This is a genomic window from Streptomyces sp. NPDC048277, from assembly GCF_040652235.1.
Taxonomy (GTDB): Bacteria; Actinomycetota; Actinomycetes; order Streptomycetales; family Streptomycetaceae; genus Streptomyces.
On record NZ_JBEZLQ010000001.1, the window covers coordinates 103,381 to 120,213 of the forward strand.

Below are 16,833 nucleotides of genomic sequence, written 5' to 3' on the forward strand. Positions count from 1 at the left end.
GGCCCACGCCCATGCCCACGCGCACGTGCGCGGCACAGGGCTACGGGCACTTCACCGTCGGGTTCCACGGCGCGAACAGACCGCTCGGATTGTCCTTCCAGATCCAGGCACGCAACGTGTACACGGACCCCGGGACACCGGGAACCGTCGTCGGCCCCTGGAACGTCTGCCCGAACAGCGTCGGCACGGTGCTGCCGGTGCCGGCGGGCACGATCCACTCCACCCCGACCAGGGCACGGCTGCCGTCGGTGTCCGACTCGTAGAGGAGACCCGCGGGCTCGGCCGGGTCCAGGCTGCCGAGGCCGGCCGATGTGACGTAGTGGTAGCCCGCCCCTCCCCGGCCGGTCCGGTCACAGGTGTCGGCGCGCCTGTATCCGTCCGTGATCGCGAACGGCTCGTACTGATAGTCCGCCGTCGCCGTGTACGTCGGGGTCAGATCCGTCCACACGAACGGGTCGGCCTCCGGGACGGGAGCCGAGTCGGCGGGAACCGCGGCCAGAGCGAACGGCACGGCCAGCGTCAGAACGGCGCCGACGGTGCGGGACCTGAGAGACATCCTGATGCTCCTCGGGGCGGAAGAGGCACGTGAGTACGGCGCCTCCTTGCAACGCGGGTCTCCCCGGTCCCGCCCGTGCAGCATGGCCCGCACCGCATCCGGCCCGCCACGCGGAGACGGCCAAAGGACTGAGGACACCGCCGGGCGGGGGCACAGCCAGATGGGGGGATGCCGATGGAAGGGCGACACCCACTTCCCGTCCCCCTTCCGGACCCCAGCCTGTGGATAACTCCGGCGCTGTCGGTCCGGACCCCTATCGTGGAGGCAGTGGTCGAGGGACGACGTACGGGGGACACGACGATGGGCGGGACGGGCGGAACCGACGAGATGCCAGGGACGACCGAGACACCGGGGGCGCGGCAGACGCCCGGACCGGTGGACAGCGAGGCACTGGGCACCCTGCACCGGGTCTTCGGGTACGACGCCTTCCGAGGCGAGCAGGAAGCGATCATCGAGCACGTGGTGGCGGGCGGCGACGCCGTCGTCCTCATGCCGACCGGCGGCGGAAAGTCACTGTGCTACCAGATCCCCGCCCTGGTCAGACCGGGTACGGGCGTCGTGGTCTCACCACTCATCGCCCTCATGCAGGACCAGGTGGACGCCCTGCGCGCCCTCGGCGTGAACGCCGGGTTCATCAACTCCACCCAGGACTTCGACGAGCGGCGCGTGGTCGAAGCACAGTTCCTCGCGGGAGAGCTCGACCTGCTCTACCTGGCCCCCGAGCGGCTCCGCCTGGACTCCACGCTGGACCTGCTCGGCCGCGGCAAGATCGCCGTCTTCGCGATCGACGAAGCGCACTGCGTCTCCCAGTGGGGACACGACTTCCGCCCCGACTACTTGGCCCTCTCCCTCCTCGGCGAGCGCTGGCCGGACGTCCCGCGGATCGCGCTCACGGCCACCGCCACCCACGCGACCCACCAGGAGATCACCCAGCGGCTGCACATGCCGACGGCCCGGCACTTCGTGGCCAGCTTCGACCGGCCCAACATCCAGTACCGGATCGTCCCCAAGGCCGACCCCAAGAAACAGCTGCTCACCTTCCTCCGCCAGGAACACGAGGGCGACGCGGGCATCGTCTACTGCCTCTCCCGCAAGTCCGTCGAGTCCACCGCGGAATTCCTTTCACACAACGGCATCGAGGCCGTGCCCTACCACGCCGGCCTCGACGCGGCCACCCGCGCGGCCCACCAGTCCCGCTTCCTCCGCGAGGACGGCCTGGTCGTGGTCGCCACCATCGCCTTCGGCATGGGCATCGACAAACCCGACGTCCGCTTCGTCGCCCACTTCGACCTGCCCAAGTCCGTCGAGGGCTACTACCAGGAGACCGGCCGCGCCGGCCGCGACGGCCTGCCCTCCACCGCCTGGATGGCCTACGGCCTCAACGACGTCATACAGCAGCGCAAGCTCATCCAGTCCGGCGAGGGCGACGAGGCCTTCCGCCGCCGCGCCCAGGCCCACCTCGACTCCATGCTCGCCCTGTGCGAGACCGCCCAGTGCCGCCGCGGACAGCTGCTGAACTACTTCGGCCAGGACCCCGACCCGACGGGCTGCGGCAACTGCGACACCTGCCTCACCCCGCCCGAGACCTGGGACGGCACCATCGCCGCCCAGAAGGTCCTCTCCACAGTGGTACGACTGCAGCGCGAACGCGGGCAGAAGTTCGGGGCCGTGCAGATCGTCGACATCCTGCTCGGCAAGCGCACCGGCAAGGTCATACAGTTCGACCACGACCAGCTGTCCGTCTTCGGCATCGGCGCCGACCTCGACGAAGGCGAATGGCGGGGCGTCGTCCGGCAACTGCTCGCCCAGGGACTGCTCGCGGTCGAAGGCGAGTACGGCACGCTGGTCCTCACCGACGCCAGCGGCACGGTACTGCGGCGGGAACGAGAGGTCCCGCTCCGCAAGGAGCCGAAGAAGCCGGCCGCCTCGCGGTCCACCGGCACCTCCGGGAAGAGCGCGGGCAAGACGAAGACGGCCGTGGCAGAGCTGCCCGAGGAACTGCTCCCCGCGTTCGAGGCACTGCGCGCCTGGCGTGCCGAGCAGGCCCGCGAACACGGCGTCCCGGCATACGTGATCTTCCACGACGCCACCCTGCGGGAGATCGTCAGCCGGCGGCCCGAGTCGATCGCCGAGCTGGCCACCGTCGGCGGCGTCGGCGAGAAGAAGCTGATGACATACGGCGAAGGCGTCCTCGAAGTACTGGCATCACTGAAGGCACCGCCCTCCCCGGCTCCTGCGGCGGCCGGAACCGGGGACGAGGACCACTGGCCCGAGATGGACGCGGAGCCGGAGCCGGAGGACTGGATATAAGGGGAGCGCCCGGGGCAGCCACCCGGGGCGCTCACAACCCCCTTGCCGCATACGCCCTGACGTCCGCATCGGAGTCCGCCGTCGTCGTGGCCAGCGCGGCGCGGGCCTCCTCGACACCGGCGTGCCGGGACAGGGCGAGAACGGCCGCCTTGCGGACGTCGGCGTTCGGGTCGGCGAGGGACGACCTGCCGAGAGCGGGCACCGCCACGGCGGCCCCGGCAGCGCCCAGCGCCCTGGCGGCACCGACACGCACCTGCCAGGCGGGGTCGGCCAGCGCGGCCACGGCACTCTCCGCCAGTGGCGGAGGGCAGCCGACACCCGCGAGGGCTTCGTACGCCGCGCCTCGGACCAGCACATCGGTGTCGCCGGTGAGCGCGCCGAGGGCATCCAGGATGCCGTCCCTCTGCGGGGCGGCTCCGGCGGCCCCCACCGTCCCGAGAGCCTTCGCCACCGCCACCCGTACCTCCCGGGACGGATCGGCGACGGCACGGGCCAGGGCATCGGCGGCATCCACCGAGACCAGCGCCCGCACCGCCTCGATCCGCACCGCCGGATCGGCGTCGGACAAGGAGACGGCGAACAGACCGGCGTCGCCCAGACGCAGCGCCCGCAGCACACCGAGCGCGGCGGCACGGACGACCGGATCGGCCACGGCGAGCGCACCGGCGAGGGCGTCACGCAGCGCCGCATCGGACACAGCCGCATCGGACACAACCGTCTCGACCAGCTCACGCAGCGAAGCGGCAGCGGCCGAACGGACCCCGGCGTCGGGGTCGGCCAACGCATCCGCCGGCGCCTGCCCGGTGCCCGGCGGCGCCGTCTCCGTGAGGACCGACACGGCGGTACGGCGGACCGAAGGATCAACGTCGGCCAAGTAAGGCTCGAGGGCGACGAGTTCGGGCTCCTCCTCGGCGAGGGCGAGGAGCTCCAGCAGACGCGGTGAGGCCGGCTCGGCCCGGTCGAGCTCCACGGGCCGCGCGGTGGAGGAGGCCGCCACCGGCCCCGCGGAGACCGGCGGCACATCACGAGCGCCCGCCGTCGCCACGTCCAGCGGACGCACCTCGCCGATATGCCGGGACGCACCGCCGACCGGGGTGAACTCCTCGACCGGCACCAGATACGGAGCCACGGGACGAGCCGTGAACTCCATCGCACCAGAGGGGGACTTGTGCAGATCGAGATGATGGAACCAGGAGGCGTCGTCACGCTCGGGGTGATCGAGCCGGTCGTGATAGAGACCCCAGCGGGACTCCGTACGGGCCAGGGAGGCGCGGGCGGCCATCTCCGCGCAGTCACGGATGAAACCGACCTCGGCGCAGCGCATCAGCTCGTGCGGGGTCCGGGCCCCCATCGCGGCGATGTCGTCACGCATCCGCTCGAACGACTCCAGGGCGAGGGAGAGCCGGGCCCCGGACTTCGGCGGGGCCACGTAGTCGTTCACGAAGCGGCGCAGCTTGTACTCGACCTGGGGCTGCGGCGGGCCGTCCGGGTCGCGCAGCGGACGGTAGACCAGCTCGTGCGCCTCACGCACCTGGTCGGCCGGCAACTCCCCTTCGTACGCCGAGTACTGGACGGCGTCCGCACCCGCCAGATCACCGAAGACGAACGCCCCGATCATGTAGTTGTGCGGGACACAGGCCAGGTCACCGGCAGCGTACAGCCGGGGAACGGTCGTACGGGCGTGGTCGTCGACCCGGACCCCGGAGGCGGAGTGACCGCCGCACAGACCGATCTCGGAGATGTGCATCTCGACGTCGTGGGTCCGGTAGTCGTGCCCCCGCCCGGAATGGAAGGTGCCCCGGGTGGGCCGCTCTGTGGAGTGCAGGATCGACTCCAGGGCGGAGACCGACTCCTCGGGCAGATGGCTCAGCTTCAGGTAGACCGGACCCCGGTCGGAGGCGACCTCGGCGGCGAACTCGGCCATCATCTGCCCGGACCAGTAGTCGGAGTCGACGAACCGCTCACCGTGCCGGTTGACCTGGTAGCCACCGAACGGGTTGGCGACGTACGCGCACGCAGGACCGTTGTAGTCCTTGATCAGGGGATTGATCTGGAAGCACTCGATCCCCGTCAGCTCCGCGCCCGCGTGGTAGGCCATGGCGTAACCGTCACCGGCGTTGGTCGGATTCTCGTACGTCCCGTACAGGTACCCGGAGGCGGGAAGCCCGAGCCGCCCGGCCGCACCGGTCGCGAGAACGACCGCACCCGCGCGGACGACGACAAAGGCCCCCGTGCGGGTGTTGAACCCCGCCGCCCCCACCGCACGCCCCGCCGCCGTCAGCACCCGCACCGGCATCACCCGGTTCTCGATCCGGATCCGCTCCCGCATCTCACGACGCCGCAACTGCCGGTACAGGACCTTCTGGACATCCTTGCCTTCCGGCATCGGCAGTACGTACGAACCGGAGCGATGCACCTGGCGGACCGCGTACGCGCCATGCTCGTCCTTCTCGAACTTGACCCCGTACGACTCCAGGCGCTGGACCATGGCAAAACCACGCGTCGCCGTCTGCCGGACCGTGGACTGGTCGACGATCCCGTCATTGGCGCGGGTGATCTCGGCGACGTAGTCGTCGGGCTCGGCCCGACCCGGGACGACCGCGTTGTTGACACCGTCCATGGCTTGTTCACTCGCGCCCTGGTGGTCTGTCGCGAAAGCAGATCTTGAACGATCGCGCTCGTGGGGCGTGGTGATCGAGTGGCTGTGGCCGGCACCTTGCCCGCGGACGGCTATGAGCGCAGAACGGCAGAACGAGAGGGCTTGCTCGACCCGACCGCCGCGAACCGGGCCTCAGGCGGCTGTGGCCGTCTGCGCCTTGGCTTCGCGTACCCCGCGCAACGCGCCGGACCAGGTGATGACCTGGTCGAGCATGCCGCGGACTGCGGTGTCGAGGCCCTCTTGAGGGGAGAAGGCGCCGGTGGAGAACGAGGGGTGTGTCGAGATGGTGGGCTGGGCGCGGACCGTGGCCACCTGAAGCTCGGCAAGGACGAGTCGCAGCGCTTCGGCGGCCCGTACCCCGGCGGCCCAGCCGCCGTAGCTGATGATTCCGGCGGCCTTGTCGTTCCACTCCCGGTAGACGTAGTCCAGGGCGTTCTTCAAGGCTCCGGGGAAGGAGTGGTTGTACTCGGGGACGAGGAAGACGAAGCCGTCGTAGCTGTCGATGAGTTCGCCCCAGGCGCGGGTGTGGTCGTGCTGGTACTGCTGGAAGTTCGGGTTGCCGGGCTCGTCGAGGTTGCCGAGGTCGTGGTCGGCGAGGTCGACGAGGTCGTAGTCGGCGCCGCCGTGGGCGCGGGCGGTGTCCAGGGCCCAGGTGGCGATCTGGTCGCCACGGCGCCCGGGGCGGGTGCTTGCGAGGACGAGTGCGATGCGGAGTGTCATGGCTCCCCTTCCAGCGGAGTTGTCGTGTCAACTCTAGGATGGAAGGAGTTGATGTGACAACTCTGCTGGTCACGCTATCCTTGGCGGCATGACGGAGACTCGATCGCTGGAACCCGAGGAGTGGGAGTTCTGGGATACCTGGATGCGCGCGCAGCGCCTGCTGGCCAGGGAACTGGAGCGGGATCTGCAGCGTGACTGCGGCATCTCGAAGGCCGAGTTCAGCGTGCTGGTGACGCTGTGGCAGGCCGCAGACCGCGAGATGCGGGTCGGCGAACTCTCCGAGTCGCTCGACTGGGACAAGAGCCGCGTCTCCCATCAGCTGACCCGTATGGAGAAGCGCGGCTTCGTCGAGCGCACCCAGTACGGAGCCGACGGTCGCCGCGCGGGAATCGGGCTGACCGCCGAGGGCCGCCGTGCCGCGCAGAGCGCCATCCTCGTGCACGGCACCAACGTTCGCCGCCATGCCCTCGACTCACTCACTCCCGGGCAGGCGGCGGCCATCCGGGCATGGAGCGAGCATGTGGTCGACCGCATCGAACCGCTCCGCCGTGGCGGGGCCGCCGGCGACGGTGCCTCCTAGAGTGCGCCGTACGCCGCGCTGACAGGCGTTGCCGGTACGGACCGGGCGTTGGCGGGCAGACCCTAGCCGAGCGCTGTCAGCCCCGGTGCGAACGTGATCAGCAGCGGCAGCAGGGGGACCAGTGCGGCCACCGTCGTCGTCAGGGCGCGGTGGCGCAGCAGCAGCCGTGGCGGAGGTTCCAGCAGGCGGTCCACCCGCTCGCCGAGCAGTCGGCGGCTCGAGGCGCAGGACAGGACTCCGCGGTGCTGGTTCAGTTCGATGAGGGCCAGCGCGGTGGTCAGGTGGCCGCAGCGGCGGGATGCCGTGTCGTCCGCGGCGAGTTCGACGAGCCGGTGCGTCTGGTCGCAGAAGTGCGAGAAGAGCGGCACGCGCGGGAAGCCGGTGGCCAGTGCGGTGGACAGGTGGAGCAGCCAGTCGTGGTGGGCGCGGGCGTGCCCCCGCTCGTGGGTGAGGACGGCGTCCAACTGGTGGTCGGTGAGGCGGTGCAGCGCGCCCGTCGTCACGACCAGCTGCGGTGGATGGCCCGGCATCCACCAGGCGTCCGGGTACTCGTCCTCCAGCACCAGCATCGGCCCGCGCGCCGCGGGCAGCCCGGCAGGCAGTTCCGGCGCCCGTTCGCGCAGGTGTGCGCGGGTCTGGTCACGGCGTCGCCGGGCCTCGACGAGTTCCCGGGCGAGCATCGCCGTCGTCCACGCGGCCCCACATGCCATCAGAACCGTGAGGGCGACCGCCCACAGGGGCGCGACGGAGAGGTCGTACGCGGCGGTGACCGCCGGGGGCGCCGGCGCGAACACCTGGTCGCGCACGGTGTGGAAGACGGCCGCCGCGCCCAGGACCAGCGCGGCCAGGCAGCACATCAGCACGGTGGCGACCAGGCACTGCCACACCCACAGCGCGACCACCGGTTCCCGCTCGGGCCACAGGGCGCGCACCAGCGCCCGCGGCGCGGGCACCGCGGCCGTCAGGGCGACGGCGCTCAGCAGGAGCAGGCAGACGGTCATGCCGGGGCTCCGTTTTCTGATCGGAGAGGCGTGCGGGTGATGGGTGGTGCGGGGGTGATGCGCCGTTGCGCTACAAGGTGCGCGCGCCGGCGCATCACCTGATGCGTGCGCCGGCGCCTCGCATGCTGCGCGTGCGGGCGCATCGCATGGTGCGTGTCCCGTCAGTATGACGGTGCCGGGCGCCGTCAGTCAGGCGTCGACGACGATCCGGGCGTCCTCGTCTCCGGCCCCGGCGGCTCGCGCGTCCCTACGTGCGCGATGCCTGTCGTATCGCCTCCGGCACCTCCTCGCCCGTGGCGCCCACCGCCCTCACCCCGCCACGATCCGCCCGCTGACCTCGCCGAGCCCCACCCGGCTCCCGCCCGGCCCCGGCGCCCAGGCCGACAGCGTCACCACGTCGCCGTCCTCCAGGTACGTCCGCTTCCCGTCGGGGAGTTCGAGGGGGTCCCGCCCGTTCCAGGTCAGCTCCAGCAGGGATCCGCGCTGTCCGGGCTCCGCGCCGCTCACCGTGCCGGAGCCGTACAGGTCGCCGGTGCGCAGGGAGGCGCCGTTGACGGTCAGGTGGGCGAGTTGCTGGGCGGCGGTCCAGTACATGGTGGAGAACGGCGGCTCGGACACCGTCTCCCCGTTGATCGCGACCGAGATCCGCAGGTCGTAACCCGCGGGCTCCTCCGTGGAGTCGTCGAGGTACGGCAGCAGCGGATGCGTCCGCCTCGGCGGGGCGACCCGGGCGTCCTCAAGTGCCTCCAGCGGGGTGATCCACGCCGAGACCGACGTGGCGAACGACTTGCCGAGGAACGGGCCGAGGGGGACGTACTCCCAGGCCTGGATGTCCCGCGCGGACCAGTCGTTCAGGAGCGTGAGCCCGAACACGTGCTCCCGGAAGTCGCCGAGTGCGACCGGCTTGCCCTGCTGCGACGGCGTGCCGACGACGAAGCCGACCTCGGCCTCGATGTCCAGCCGCGTCGACGGGCCGAACACCGGTTCCGGGTCCGAAGGTGCCTTCCGCTGGCCCGACGGCCGTACGACATCCGTGCCCGACACGACGACCGTGCCCGCGCGGCCGTGGTAACCGATCGGCAGGTGCTTCCAGTTGGGGGTGAGCGGTTCGGTGGCGTCGGGGCGGAAGATGCGGCCGGCGTTCCGGGCGTGGTTCTCGGAGGCGTAGAAGTCGACGTAGTCGGCGACCTCGAAGGGGAGATGCAAGGCCACCGACGCCAGCGAGTGGAAGAGGGGTTCGAGGGCCTCGCGGTACGCGGGCACCGTCACCCAGGCGGTCAGGGCGCGCCGTACGTCCGACCAGGTGGTGCGGCCCGCCGCCAGCAGCGGGTTCAGGGTGGGCCGGGCGAGCAGGGAGGCGTACGGGGAGCCGAGTGCGAGGGCCGCGGCACCGGCGTCGAGGATGTGGTCGCCGAGGCGGACGCCGACCCTCCGTTCCGTGCTCTCGGAGGTCGAGAACACGCCATACGGAAGGTTGTGCGAGCCGAAGGGGTCGCCCTCGGGGACCTCGAAGGGGGGCAAGGGGGGCATGGGGTGACTGCCTCGCTCTCATCCGTGCCGCGTGCTGGGCCGACTGTGTGGCGACGTCGCTATGGCGTTGCGCGGCATTCCATGTGGTCGCGCCACACGTTACGGGTGAGTTGGCTGTCGTGGCAGTGTCTAAAGAGTTCGCAATGTCCGAATAGGCCTTGTCGGAGGGGGCAATTCCGGCTTAGCGTCCTTTGGGGGACACGGACGGGGTGGGTCCGGTCCGTAGGGGGGACACGTGGGGGGACCCGTGGCCAGGAATACCGTCAGCGTGCCGTTCGAGGCGGACCGCGACGTGCCCGGCCTGATCGTCAAGTTCGGCGACTATCCGCTGCATCACGGCGGGGTCGGCGCGATTCGCAGTCTGGGGCGCCTCGGCGTTCCCATGTACGCGATCACGGAGGATCCGTACACGCCGGCGGCCTCTTCCCGTTATCTCAAACGGGCGTTCGTGTGGCCGACAACAGGTGCCGAGGAACCGGATCACCTGGTCGAGGGACTGCTGCGGATCGGGCGCCGGATCGGCCGTCCGACCGTGCTGATCCCCACCGACGAGGAGGCCGCCGTCCTGATCGCCGAGCACCAGGACGCACTCGGCGACCGATTCCTCTTCCCGCGCGTGGAGCCGGAACTGCCCCGCCGCCTGGCGAGCAAGCAGGGCCTGCACGAACTGTGCGTGGAGCACGGCATCCCCAGCCCGTCGGCCGCCTTCCCGCAGACGTACGACGAGATCGTCGACTTCGCGGAGAAGGCCCGCTTCCCGATCGTGGCCAAGAACCGTGAGGCGTTCGTCCGGCGCAAACAGCCCGCTGTCAACGGCACGACGCGGATCGCCACCCGCGAGGGACTGCTCACGCTCGCCCGTGACTGGGGCACCCATCCGGGTGTCATCCTCCAGGAGTACCTGCCGAGGGAGGAGGCCGAGGACTGGATCGTGCACGCCTACTTCGACGCCGACTCCACCCCGCGCGCGCTGTTCACCGGCGTCAAGGTCCGCTCCTGGCCGCCGCATGCCGGCATGACAGCGAACGCGTACGTCGTCGACAACCCGGAACTCGCCGACCTCGCCGCGCGTTTCATCAAACAGATCGGCTTCTCCGGCATCATCGACCTCGATCTGCGCTTCGACCGGCGCGACGGGCAGTACAAGCTGCTCGACTTCAACCCACGCATGGGCGCCCAGTTCCGGCTCTTCGAGAGCGAGTCGGGGGTGGACGTCGTCCGCGCCATGCACCTGGACCTGACCGGGCGCCGGGTTCCGGAGGGGGAACAGCGCGCCGGCCACCGGTACCTCGTGGAGAACATCGACCTGCCCGCCCTCCTCGCCTACCGCCGCAGCGGCTATACGACACCGCATGCGCCCGCGCGGCCGAGCGGGACCGAGCTGGCCTGGCTGGCGGGTGACGACCCGCTGCCGTTCGTCACGATGCTCGCCCGCTTCGTGCGTCCGGGCGCGAAGCACCTCTATCAGCTGTGGCGCACCAACCGCCGCGGCTCCAGTACCTCCACGAAGTAGGCACCACCGTTCCTGGGAGGGACTTCGTGATCCAACCGGTAGCAGTCATCGGTGCCGGGCCCTTCGGCCTGTCCACCGCCGCCCATCTGCGGGCGCGCGGCATCCCCGTCCGGGTCTTCGGCGACCCCATGGTCAGCTGGCGCGACCACATGCCTACCGGGATGATCCTGAAGTCCACCCCGGCCGCCTCCAACCTGGACTGCCCGCAGCGCGGGCACACCCTCGCCGACTACTGCGACGCGGCGGGCATACGCAGGCTGGTGACCGACGAGGACATCATCCCGGTGGAGACGTTCATCGGCTACGGCGAGTGGTTCCAGCAGAAGCTGGTGCCCGAGCTGGAGCGGGTGCGGGTGGTCTCGGTGGACCGCGACAAGGCGGCGGGGTTCGAACTCAAGCTGGACTCGGGGGAGTCGTTCACCGCCCGCGCGGTCGTCGTCGCCACCGGCCTGTCGGGGCTCGCCCACCTCCCCGCGGAGCTCGTGAAGGCGGCGGCGGACGGAGCGGCGGGACCCGTCTCCCACTGCTCCCAGCACCACGACCTCACTCGGTTCTCCGGAAAGGAGCTGATCGTCGTCGGCGCCGGGCAGTCCGCGCTGGAGACCGCGGCCCTGGCGGCCGAGGCGGGCGCCCAGGTCCGGGTGGTCTCGCGCGGGCGCGGCAGGGTCGCCTTCGGCGCCCCGCCCTGGGACCAGCCGAAGCTGCGCCCGGAGTCGCCGTTCGGCCGGGCCTGGTCCCTGTGGGCGCTCAGCTACTACCCGCACCCCTACCGCTACCTCCCGGCGGGGACCCGCCACTACCTGGTCCGCCGGGTCCTCGGCCCGCTCGGCGCCTGGTGGCTGCGCGACCGCTTCGAGGGCAAGGTGCAGGTCCACGAGGTCGCCGCCGTGACCGGTGCCGACACCTCCGACGGCGCCCCGGTCCTCACCGTCCGCACCCAGGACGGCCGCACCGACCGCCTCACCGCCGACCACGTCATCGCCGCCACCGGCTACCGTGTCGACATCGCCGCGATGGACTTCCTCGGCCCCGAGCTGCGCACCCACGTCGCCGTCAGCCGCGGCGCCCCGAAACTCGGCGCCGGATACGTCTCCTCGATACCCGGCCTGTACTTCACCGGCCTCCCCGCGGCCGCTTCGTACGGGCCGGTGATGCGGTTCGTGTGCGGCACGGAGTTCGCCTCACCGCGCCTGGCCAAGCACCTGGCAGCGGCCCACGCCTGACACAGAGGACCGGGCCGCCACCCGGCCCGCACATCCCCCTAGACCTCCTCGACCTCCTCGGCCGCCCGCTGCCAGGCCAGGAACTCCTCGATCAGCCCGGGCGGGTTGGCCGCCTCCGTGGCCTCCACCTCCCAGCCCGGGCAGTACATGTCGAAGACCACCACCGGCAGCGGCCGCCCGAGGACCTTCTCGATCCGATCCCCGGCATGCAGATCCCGGGCCAGCTGTATGCACGCGTCGGCGAAATGCAGCATCAACAGGTCGGTCCTGGCGTCCAGTTCGGCGTCGTCGCCGTCCCCGTCGAACCGGAGTCCGAGCCGCCCCGTCTCCTCGGCGTACAGCGCGCCGCCGACCGGGTCCTCGGGACAGTTGCCGAGCGTCTCGAAGCCGTCCAGGAGCCAGCACGCGTAGTTCCAGCGAGCCTCGCCCGGGTCCGCCAGGCGTCTTTCGGCCTCGTACTGGGTCTCCGTGTTGTAGCCGATCGCCACATACGGTCTGCGGTAGTCGTCGTCCACGCGCCAGATATGGAACGACAACGCATAGATCTGGGGCCGCAACTCCAGCGGGAACCGCTCCAGCACACCGGTCGCCGCCTCCAGCAGATGCGCCCGGAAGTCTCCCCGCACGTCCGTCACCACGCCCGCCCCCGTCGGATCGGTGCAACCAACTCACCGCAAACGTAACGCGCCCCACTGACAACACCCCCATCACCTAAGCGGCGGGCGCCACTTGAGGCCGAAACGCACTGTGAGTACCAGCGGCGTGCTGTCCGTATTCTCTGATCATGGTCGCACCCTCCCCGTACTCACTGATCGCCACCGACCTGGACGGCACGCTGCTGCGCGGCGACGACACGCTCTCGGAACGGTCGCTCGCCGCGCTCACGCGGGCCGGCCGGGCCGGCGCCCGGCACCTCGTGGTGACCGGCCGCCCCGCGCCGAGAGTGCGCCCGCTCCTCGACGACCTCGGCTGCACGGGACTCGCGGTCTGCGGCCAGGGCGCGCAGGTGTACGACGCCGGCGCGGACCGGCTGCTGTGGTCGGTCACCCTGGACCGGGAACTGGCGGAGACCGCGCTCGGCAAGATCGAGGCCGAGGTCGGCCAGGTGTACGCGGCGGTCGACCAGGACGGAGTCGACGGGCTCACGCTCATCGAGCCGGGCTATCTGATGCCCCACCCCACGCTGCCCGCGCTGCGCGTCGGCCGGCGTGACGACCTGTGGTGCGAGCCCATCAGCAAGGTGCTGCTGCGCCACCACACCCTGTCCGACGACGAACTGGCGACGACCGCGCGGTCGGTGGTGGGATCGCTGGCGACGGTCACCATGTCGGGGCCGGGGACGGTGGAGCTCCAGCCGTGCGGGGTGACCAAGGCGACCGGGCTCGCGCTGGCCGCCGACCATCTGGGGCTGAGCCCCGAACAGGCCGTCGCCTTCGGCGACATGCCCAACGACATTCCCATGTTCGAATGGGCGGGCTACGGGGTGGCGATGGCCAACGCCCACCCCGAACTCAAGGCCGTGGCCGACGAGATCACCTTGTCGAACGAGGACGACGGCATCGCCGTCGTCCTCGAAAGACTGTTTCCGTAAGGCCGTAAGGCCGTAAGGCCGTATGGCCATGACGCCGTGAAGCCGTGAAGCCATTCGCGGGCATTAAGCCGTCGAAGGCTCCTCAAACCTCGATCAGTACGCGCCGAAGACGTTGTCGATCGAGCCGTACCGGTGGGCGGCGTAGTTGCAGGCGGCGGTGATGTTCGCGACCGGGTCGTAGATGTCGTACGACGTGCCGGCAACGTGGTAGGCGTTGAACGTCGGGTTGATCACCTGGAGCAGGCCCTTGGACGGGATGCCCTTGGCCGCGTTGGAGTCCCAGAGGTTGATGGCCCGAGGGTTGCCGGACGACTCGCGTATCACGTTGCGGTGGATGCCGTTGTAGGAGCCGGGGATGCCCTTCTGGGCCATGATCGCGAGCGACTCGCGGATCCAGCCGTCGAGGTTGTTCGGGTACCCGGCGAGCGTCTTCGAGGGCGTCGTGGTGGAGGTGGCGGTGGTGGCGGCGGCGGTGGTCGCCCCGATGATCGGGAGGGCGAGCAGGGCGGCGCCGGTGCCGACGGCGGTGAGTGTGCGGGCGATGCGGGTGCGACGGGGCTGAGCGGCAGTAGGCATGGCGAAGTTCCTCTCCGTCGCCTGCGAGGTGAGCTGTCGGGTTCGGGCTCGGGGAGTGCCCGGCCGCACCGCCCGAGGGCGGGGCGACTTGACCCCTAGCCGTTCCGGAACGACGTCCGTGAGTGACGTCGGCCGCCCGGTCCGGCGACTTACCTGGTTCCCCCGCTCCTGCCGTACGAAATGAACTCGTCGATGGGTTACGACGGGCGGCGGCAGGATTCGGCGTCCGCCCGGTGAGCCGGAACGTATGCGAGAGCACATGTCCGGAACAAGTACCTGATTCCCGCAACACACCGATTGACCTTGATCTGAGGCATATGGGGCGCTTGATCCTTTGCGGTTGCCAAGCCTCAACTGGCCTACGGGAAAAGGGAAGGAAGGGTTGCCTTACGGGCTCTGCGGCTTTTGGGTGCGCGTGACCTACTTCACGAAACCGCAATCACGGCAAAATGGGACATGCCGGATTCATGAAATCCGTTTTTTGAAACTTCAACACAAAAATGCTCCGCCGTCATCCGGGTGAACCACCCCGCCTGGGGGTGCTGAAGGGGCCCGCGCCGCAGGCGACTTCACGGATTGCCCGAATTGTCGTTTTAGCGGAATTTCGGGCCCATCGGGCAAATCGACGAGCCTGATCGGGTGTGGGCCGGCAGTGGGTCCTGCTCGTCGAGCGCGGCCGGGAGGTCGATGTGCGGCATCGACTCGCGTCGACCAGGCGCCTGGGGGGCGGTGGTTCCAAGGGGCAAGGGGGTGCCGGGAGTTCCGGCGTGTGCGTGATCCTGGTCACGTGAGGGCGGAACTTCCTTTGTCGTGCGGGTCGTTGTCATGGCGGTCGCCGGTGGGGCGGGCCGTGGCGGCAGTCTGGGCGGCCCGGGCGTGAGGGCCGTGATCCGGAAGGAAGCGCAGGCACCCCAGGAGGCGGCGGCTCCGTCGGGTCAAGGGTGTGCCGCCGGTCGCTGGACGGCGGTGCTCCCGTCCGCCGGGCTCTCGTCACTCGGCGGGGGAGGGGGTGGGCCGGTGCGGCGAGGGTGCGGGCTCGTCCGGCAGTGGGTGCCACGCGCGCGTGAGGGCGAGGTTCCGTCGGTCAAGGGGATGTGGAGGTCGTCGTGTGCGGTCTCGTGAGGGAGGGATGTATTGATGGGTGTCGCGTGTCCCCGTCGGCGTCGGCGGGCGGCGGAGGAGGTACGTCCGGGCAGGTGACGCCGACCGGAGAAGGGGTGGTCGTCCGTGGGCGGGCGCTCCCTCGGGCGGTCCGCCGTCATGTGTGGCGGTGTGAGCGGTCCGCGGTGCGGTGTATGCCCTGGTTCGGGACACGGCTTATGTCGCGGTTCGGGACAACTGTCGTTACTTCCTGTTAAGTCAGTGGATGTCAGGTCGTATCGGCTGATCAAAAACATACCGGTCGTGATCCGATAGCGCCCAGGGTGTAACCGTGGGCGCTATCGGTGATCGAAACCTGACCGGATACGCTGACTTGAGTGATGGCAGCGACCTATCGACAAACCGTGTAACCGGCAGTGGACACCAGCAGACAGGAGACCCCTCGTGACCGTCGGGCCGTTCGGGCTGAGCGTGCGGGACCAGGCTCTGGAAGCCGATGTCCAGGCCGGATTGACGGCTGTCGAGGAAGGCTTGCTAGAAGCCACCAAAAGTGAGGTCCCGTTCATCACGGAGGCCGCGCAGCACCTCGTGCGGGCCGGCGGAAAGCGGTTCCGGCCGCTGCTCGTGATGCTCGCCGCGCAGTTCGGCGACCCGTACGCGCCGGGCGTCGTGCCGTCGGCCGTCGTCGTCGAGCTCACCCACCTGGCCACGCTCTACCACGACGACGTCATGGACGAGGCCTCCGTGCGGCGCGGTGTCGACAGCGCCAACACCCGTTGGGGGAACTCGGTCGCCGTCCTCACCGGCGACTTCCTCTTCGCCCGCGCCTCACAGATCCTCGCCGACCTCGGACCCGAGGCGGTCCGGGTCCAGGCCCTCGCGTTCGAACGGCTGGTGACCGGCCAGATCCTGGAGACGGCCGGCCCGATGGACGGCCGGGACCCGGTCGACCACTACCTCGACGTGCTCGGCGGCAAGACCGGCTCGCTGGTGGCGGTCTCCTGCCGCTTCGGCGCCATGATGTCCGGTGCCGACGAGACGGTCGTGGACGTCCTCACCCAGTACGGCGAACGGCTCGGCGTCGCCTTCCAGCTCGCCGACGACGTCCTGGACATCGCCTCCGACTCCCACGAGTCCGGCAAGACCCCCGGGACCGACCTGCGCGAGGGCATCCCCACCCTGCCGGTGCTCCGGCTGCGGGAGCGGGCGGCACGGCTCGGGCTGGCCGAGGACATCGCGCTGTGCGAGCTGCTGGACTCCGACCTCACGGACGACGCGCGGCACGCGGAGGCCCTGGCGGCGCTGCGGGTGCATCCGGCGCTGGAGCAGGCGCGCCGGGACACGGTCCGCTACGCGGAGGAGGCGCGGGCCGCGCTGGCGCCGCTGCCGGAGTGCGACGCGAAGGTGACACTCCTGGAGCTCTGCGACGCGGTGGTGCACCGGGCCGGCTGACCCCGGCCGACTCGGCGGCCG

At 70.5% G+C, this 16,833-nt stretch carries 13 protein-coding genes and 1 riboswitch; of the genes, 6 read left to right on the forward strand and 7 right to left on the reverse strand.

What is annotated here, in order from left to right; translation table 11 throughout:
- Positions 1–40: 40 nt before the first annotated feature.
- Positions 41–556, reverse strand: coding sequence for a hypothetical protein (locus tag AB0D85_RS00530; RefSeq protein ID WP_362311980.1), 516 nt, complete (start codon positions 554–556; stop codon positions 41–43).
- Positions 557–883: 327 nt separating this feature from the next.
- Between AB0D85_RS00530 and recQ the strand changes: the two genes are divergently transcribed.
- Entirely contained in the window at positions 884–2,866 is a 1,983-nt protein-coding gene (recQ, locus tag AB0D85_RS00535) for a DNA helicase RecQ (protein ID WP_362313393.1), read from the forward strand.
- 31 nt (positions 2,867–2,897) lie between these two features.
- Here recQ and AB0D85_RS00540 read toward each other — a convergent pair whose 3' ends face one another.
- Together AB0D85_RS00540 and AB0D85_RS00545 are read right to left on the reverse strand one after the other, a co-directional pair.
- Entirely contained in the window at positions 2,898–5,600 is a 2,703-nt protein-coding gene (locus AB0D85_RS00540; protein WP_362313396.1) for a fumarate reductase/succinate dehydrogenase flavoprotein subunit, read from the reverse strand.
- Positions 5,601–5,657: 57 nt separating this feature from the next.
- Complete coding sequence (locus AB0D85_RS00545; RefSeq protein ID WP_362311982.1) at positions 5,658–6,245, reverse strand: NAD(P)H-dependent oxidoreductase; 588 nt, start codon at positions 6,243–6,245, stop codon at positions 5,658–5,660.
- 88 nt (positions 6,246–6,333) lie between these two features.
- Between AB0D85_RS00545 and AB0D85_RS00550 the strand changes: the two genes are divergently transcribed.
- Positions 6,334–6,825 (forward strand): MarR family transcriptional regulator, encoded by a 492-nt coding sequence (locus AB0D85_RS00550; RefSeq protein WP_362311983.1) that lies wholly within the window; start codon positions 6,334–6,336, stop codon positions 6,823–6,825.
- Between the two features lie 62 nt (positions 6,826–6,887).
- Here AB0D85_RS00550 and AB0D85_RS00555 read toward each other — a convergent pair whose 3' ends face one another.
- Together AB0D85_RS00555 and fahA are read right to left on the reverse strand one after the other, a co-directional pair.
- Positions 6,888–7,826 carry a M56 family metallopeptidase gene (locus tag AB0D85_RS00555; protein ID WP_362311984.1) on the reverse strand — a complete coding sequence of 313 codons (939 nt, stop codon included), beginning with the start codon at positions 7,824–7,826 and terminating at the stop codon, positions 6,888–6,890.
- A 309-nt stretch (positions 7,827–8,135) separates the two neighbouring features.
- Complete coding sequence (gene fahA, locus AB0D85_RS00560) at positions 8,136–9,347, reverse strand: fumarylacetoacetase (RefSeq protein WP_362313399.1); 1,212 nt, start codon at positions 9,345–9,347, stop codon at positions 8,136–8,138.
- A 256-nt stretch (positions 9,348–9,603) separates the two neighbouring features.
- Between fahA and AB0D85_RS00565 the strand changes: the two genes are divergently transcribed.
- Positions 9,604–10,869: an ATP-grasp domain-containing protein gene (locus AB0D85_RS00565; RefSeq protein WP_362311985.1), complete on the forward strand. Its 1,266-nt coding sequence runs from the start codon at positions 9,604–9,606 to the stop codon at positions 10,867–10,869.
- Between the two features lie 26 nt (positions 10,870–10,895).
- Entirely contained in the window at positions 10,896–12,092 is a 1,197-nt protein-coding gene (locus AB0D85_RS00570; RefSeq protein ID WP_362311986.1) for an FAD-dependent oxidoreductase, read from the forward strand.
- Positions 12,093–12,130: 38 nt separating this feature from the next.
- Here AB0D85_RS00570 and AB0D85_RS00575 read toward each other — a convergent pair whose 3' ends face one another.
- Positions 12,131–12,730 (reverse strand): hypothetical protein, encoded by a 600-nt coding sequence (locus AB0D85_RS00575; protein ID WP_362311988.1) that lies wholly within the window; start codon positions 12,728–12,730, stop codon positions 12,131–12,133.
- A 146-nt stretch (positions 12,731–12,876) separates the two neighbouring features.
- Between AB0D85_RS00575 and AB0D85_RS00580 the strand changes: the two genes are divergently transcribed.
- Entirely contained in the window at positions 12,877–13,683 is an 807-nt protein-coding gene (locus AB0D85_RS00580) for a Cof-type HAD-IIB family hydrolase (protein ID WP_362311990.1), read from the forward strand.
- A gap of 93 nt (positions 13,684–13,776) precedes the next feature.
- On the opposite strand, the gene AB0D85_RS00585 is transcribed toward AB0D85_RS00580, so the two are convergent.
- Positions 13,777–14,259, reverse strand: coding sequence for a transglycosylase SLT domain-containing protein (locus AB0D85_RS00585; RefSeq protein ID WP_362311992.1), 483 nt, complete (start codon positions 14,257–14,259; stop codon positions 13,777–13,779).
- Between the two features lie 5 nt (positions 14,260–14,264).
- Positions 14,265–14,461: riboswitch (cyclic di-AMP (ydaO/yuaA leader) on the reverse strand.
- Positions 14,462–15,804: 1,343 nt separating this feature from the next.
- On the opposite strand from AB0D85_RS00585, the gene AB0D85_RS00590 reads away from it, so the two are divergent.
- A complete protein-coding gene (locus tag AB0D85_RS00590; protein ID WP_362311994.1) occupies positions 15,805–16,812 on the forward strand; it encodes a polyprenyl synthetase family protein in 1,008 nt (335 codons plus the stop codon).
- Positions 16,813–16,833 lie beyond the last annotated feature (21 nt).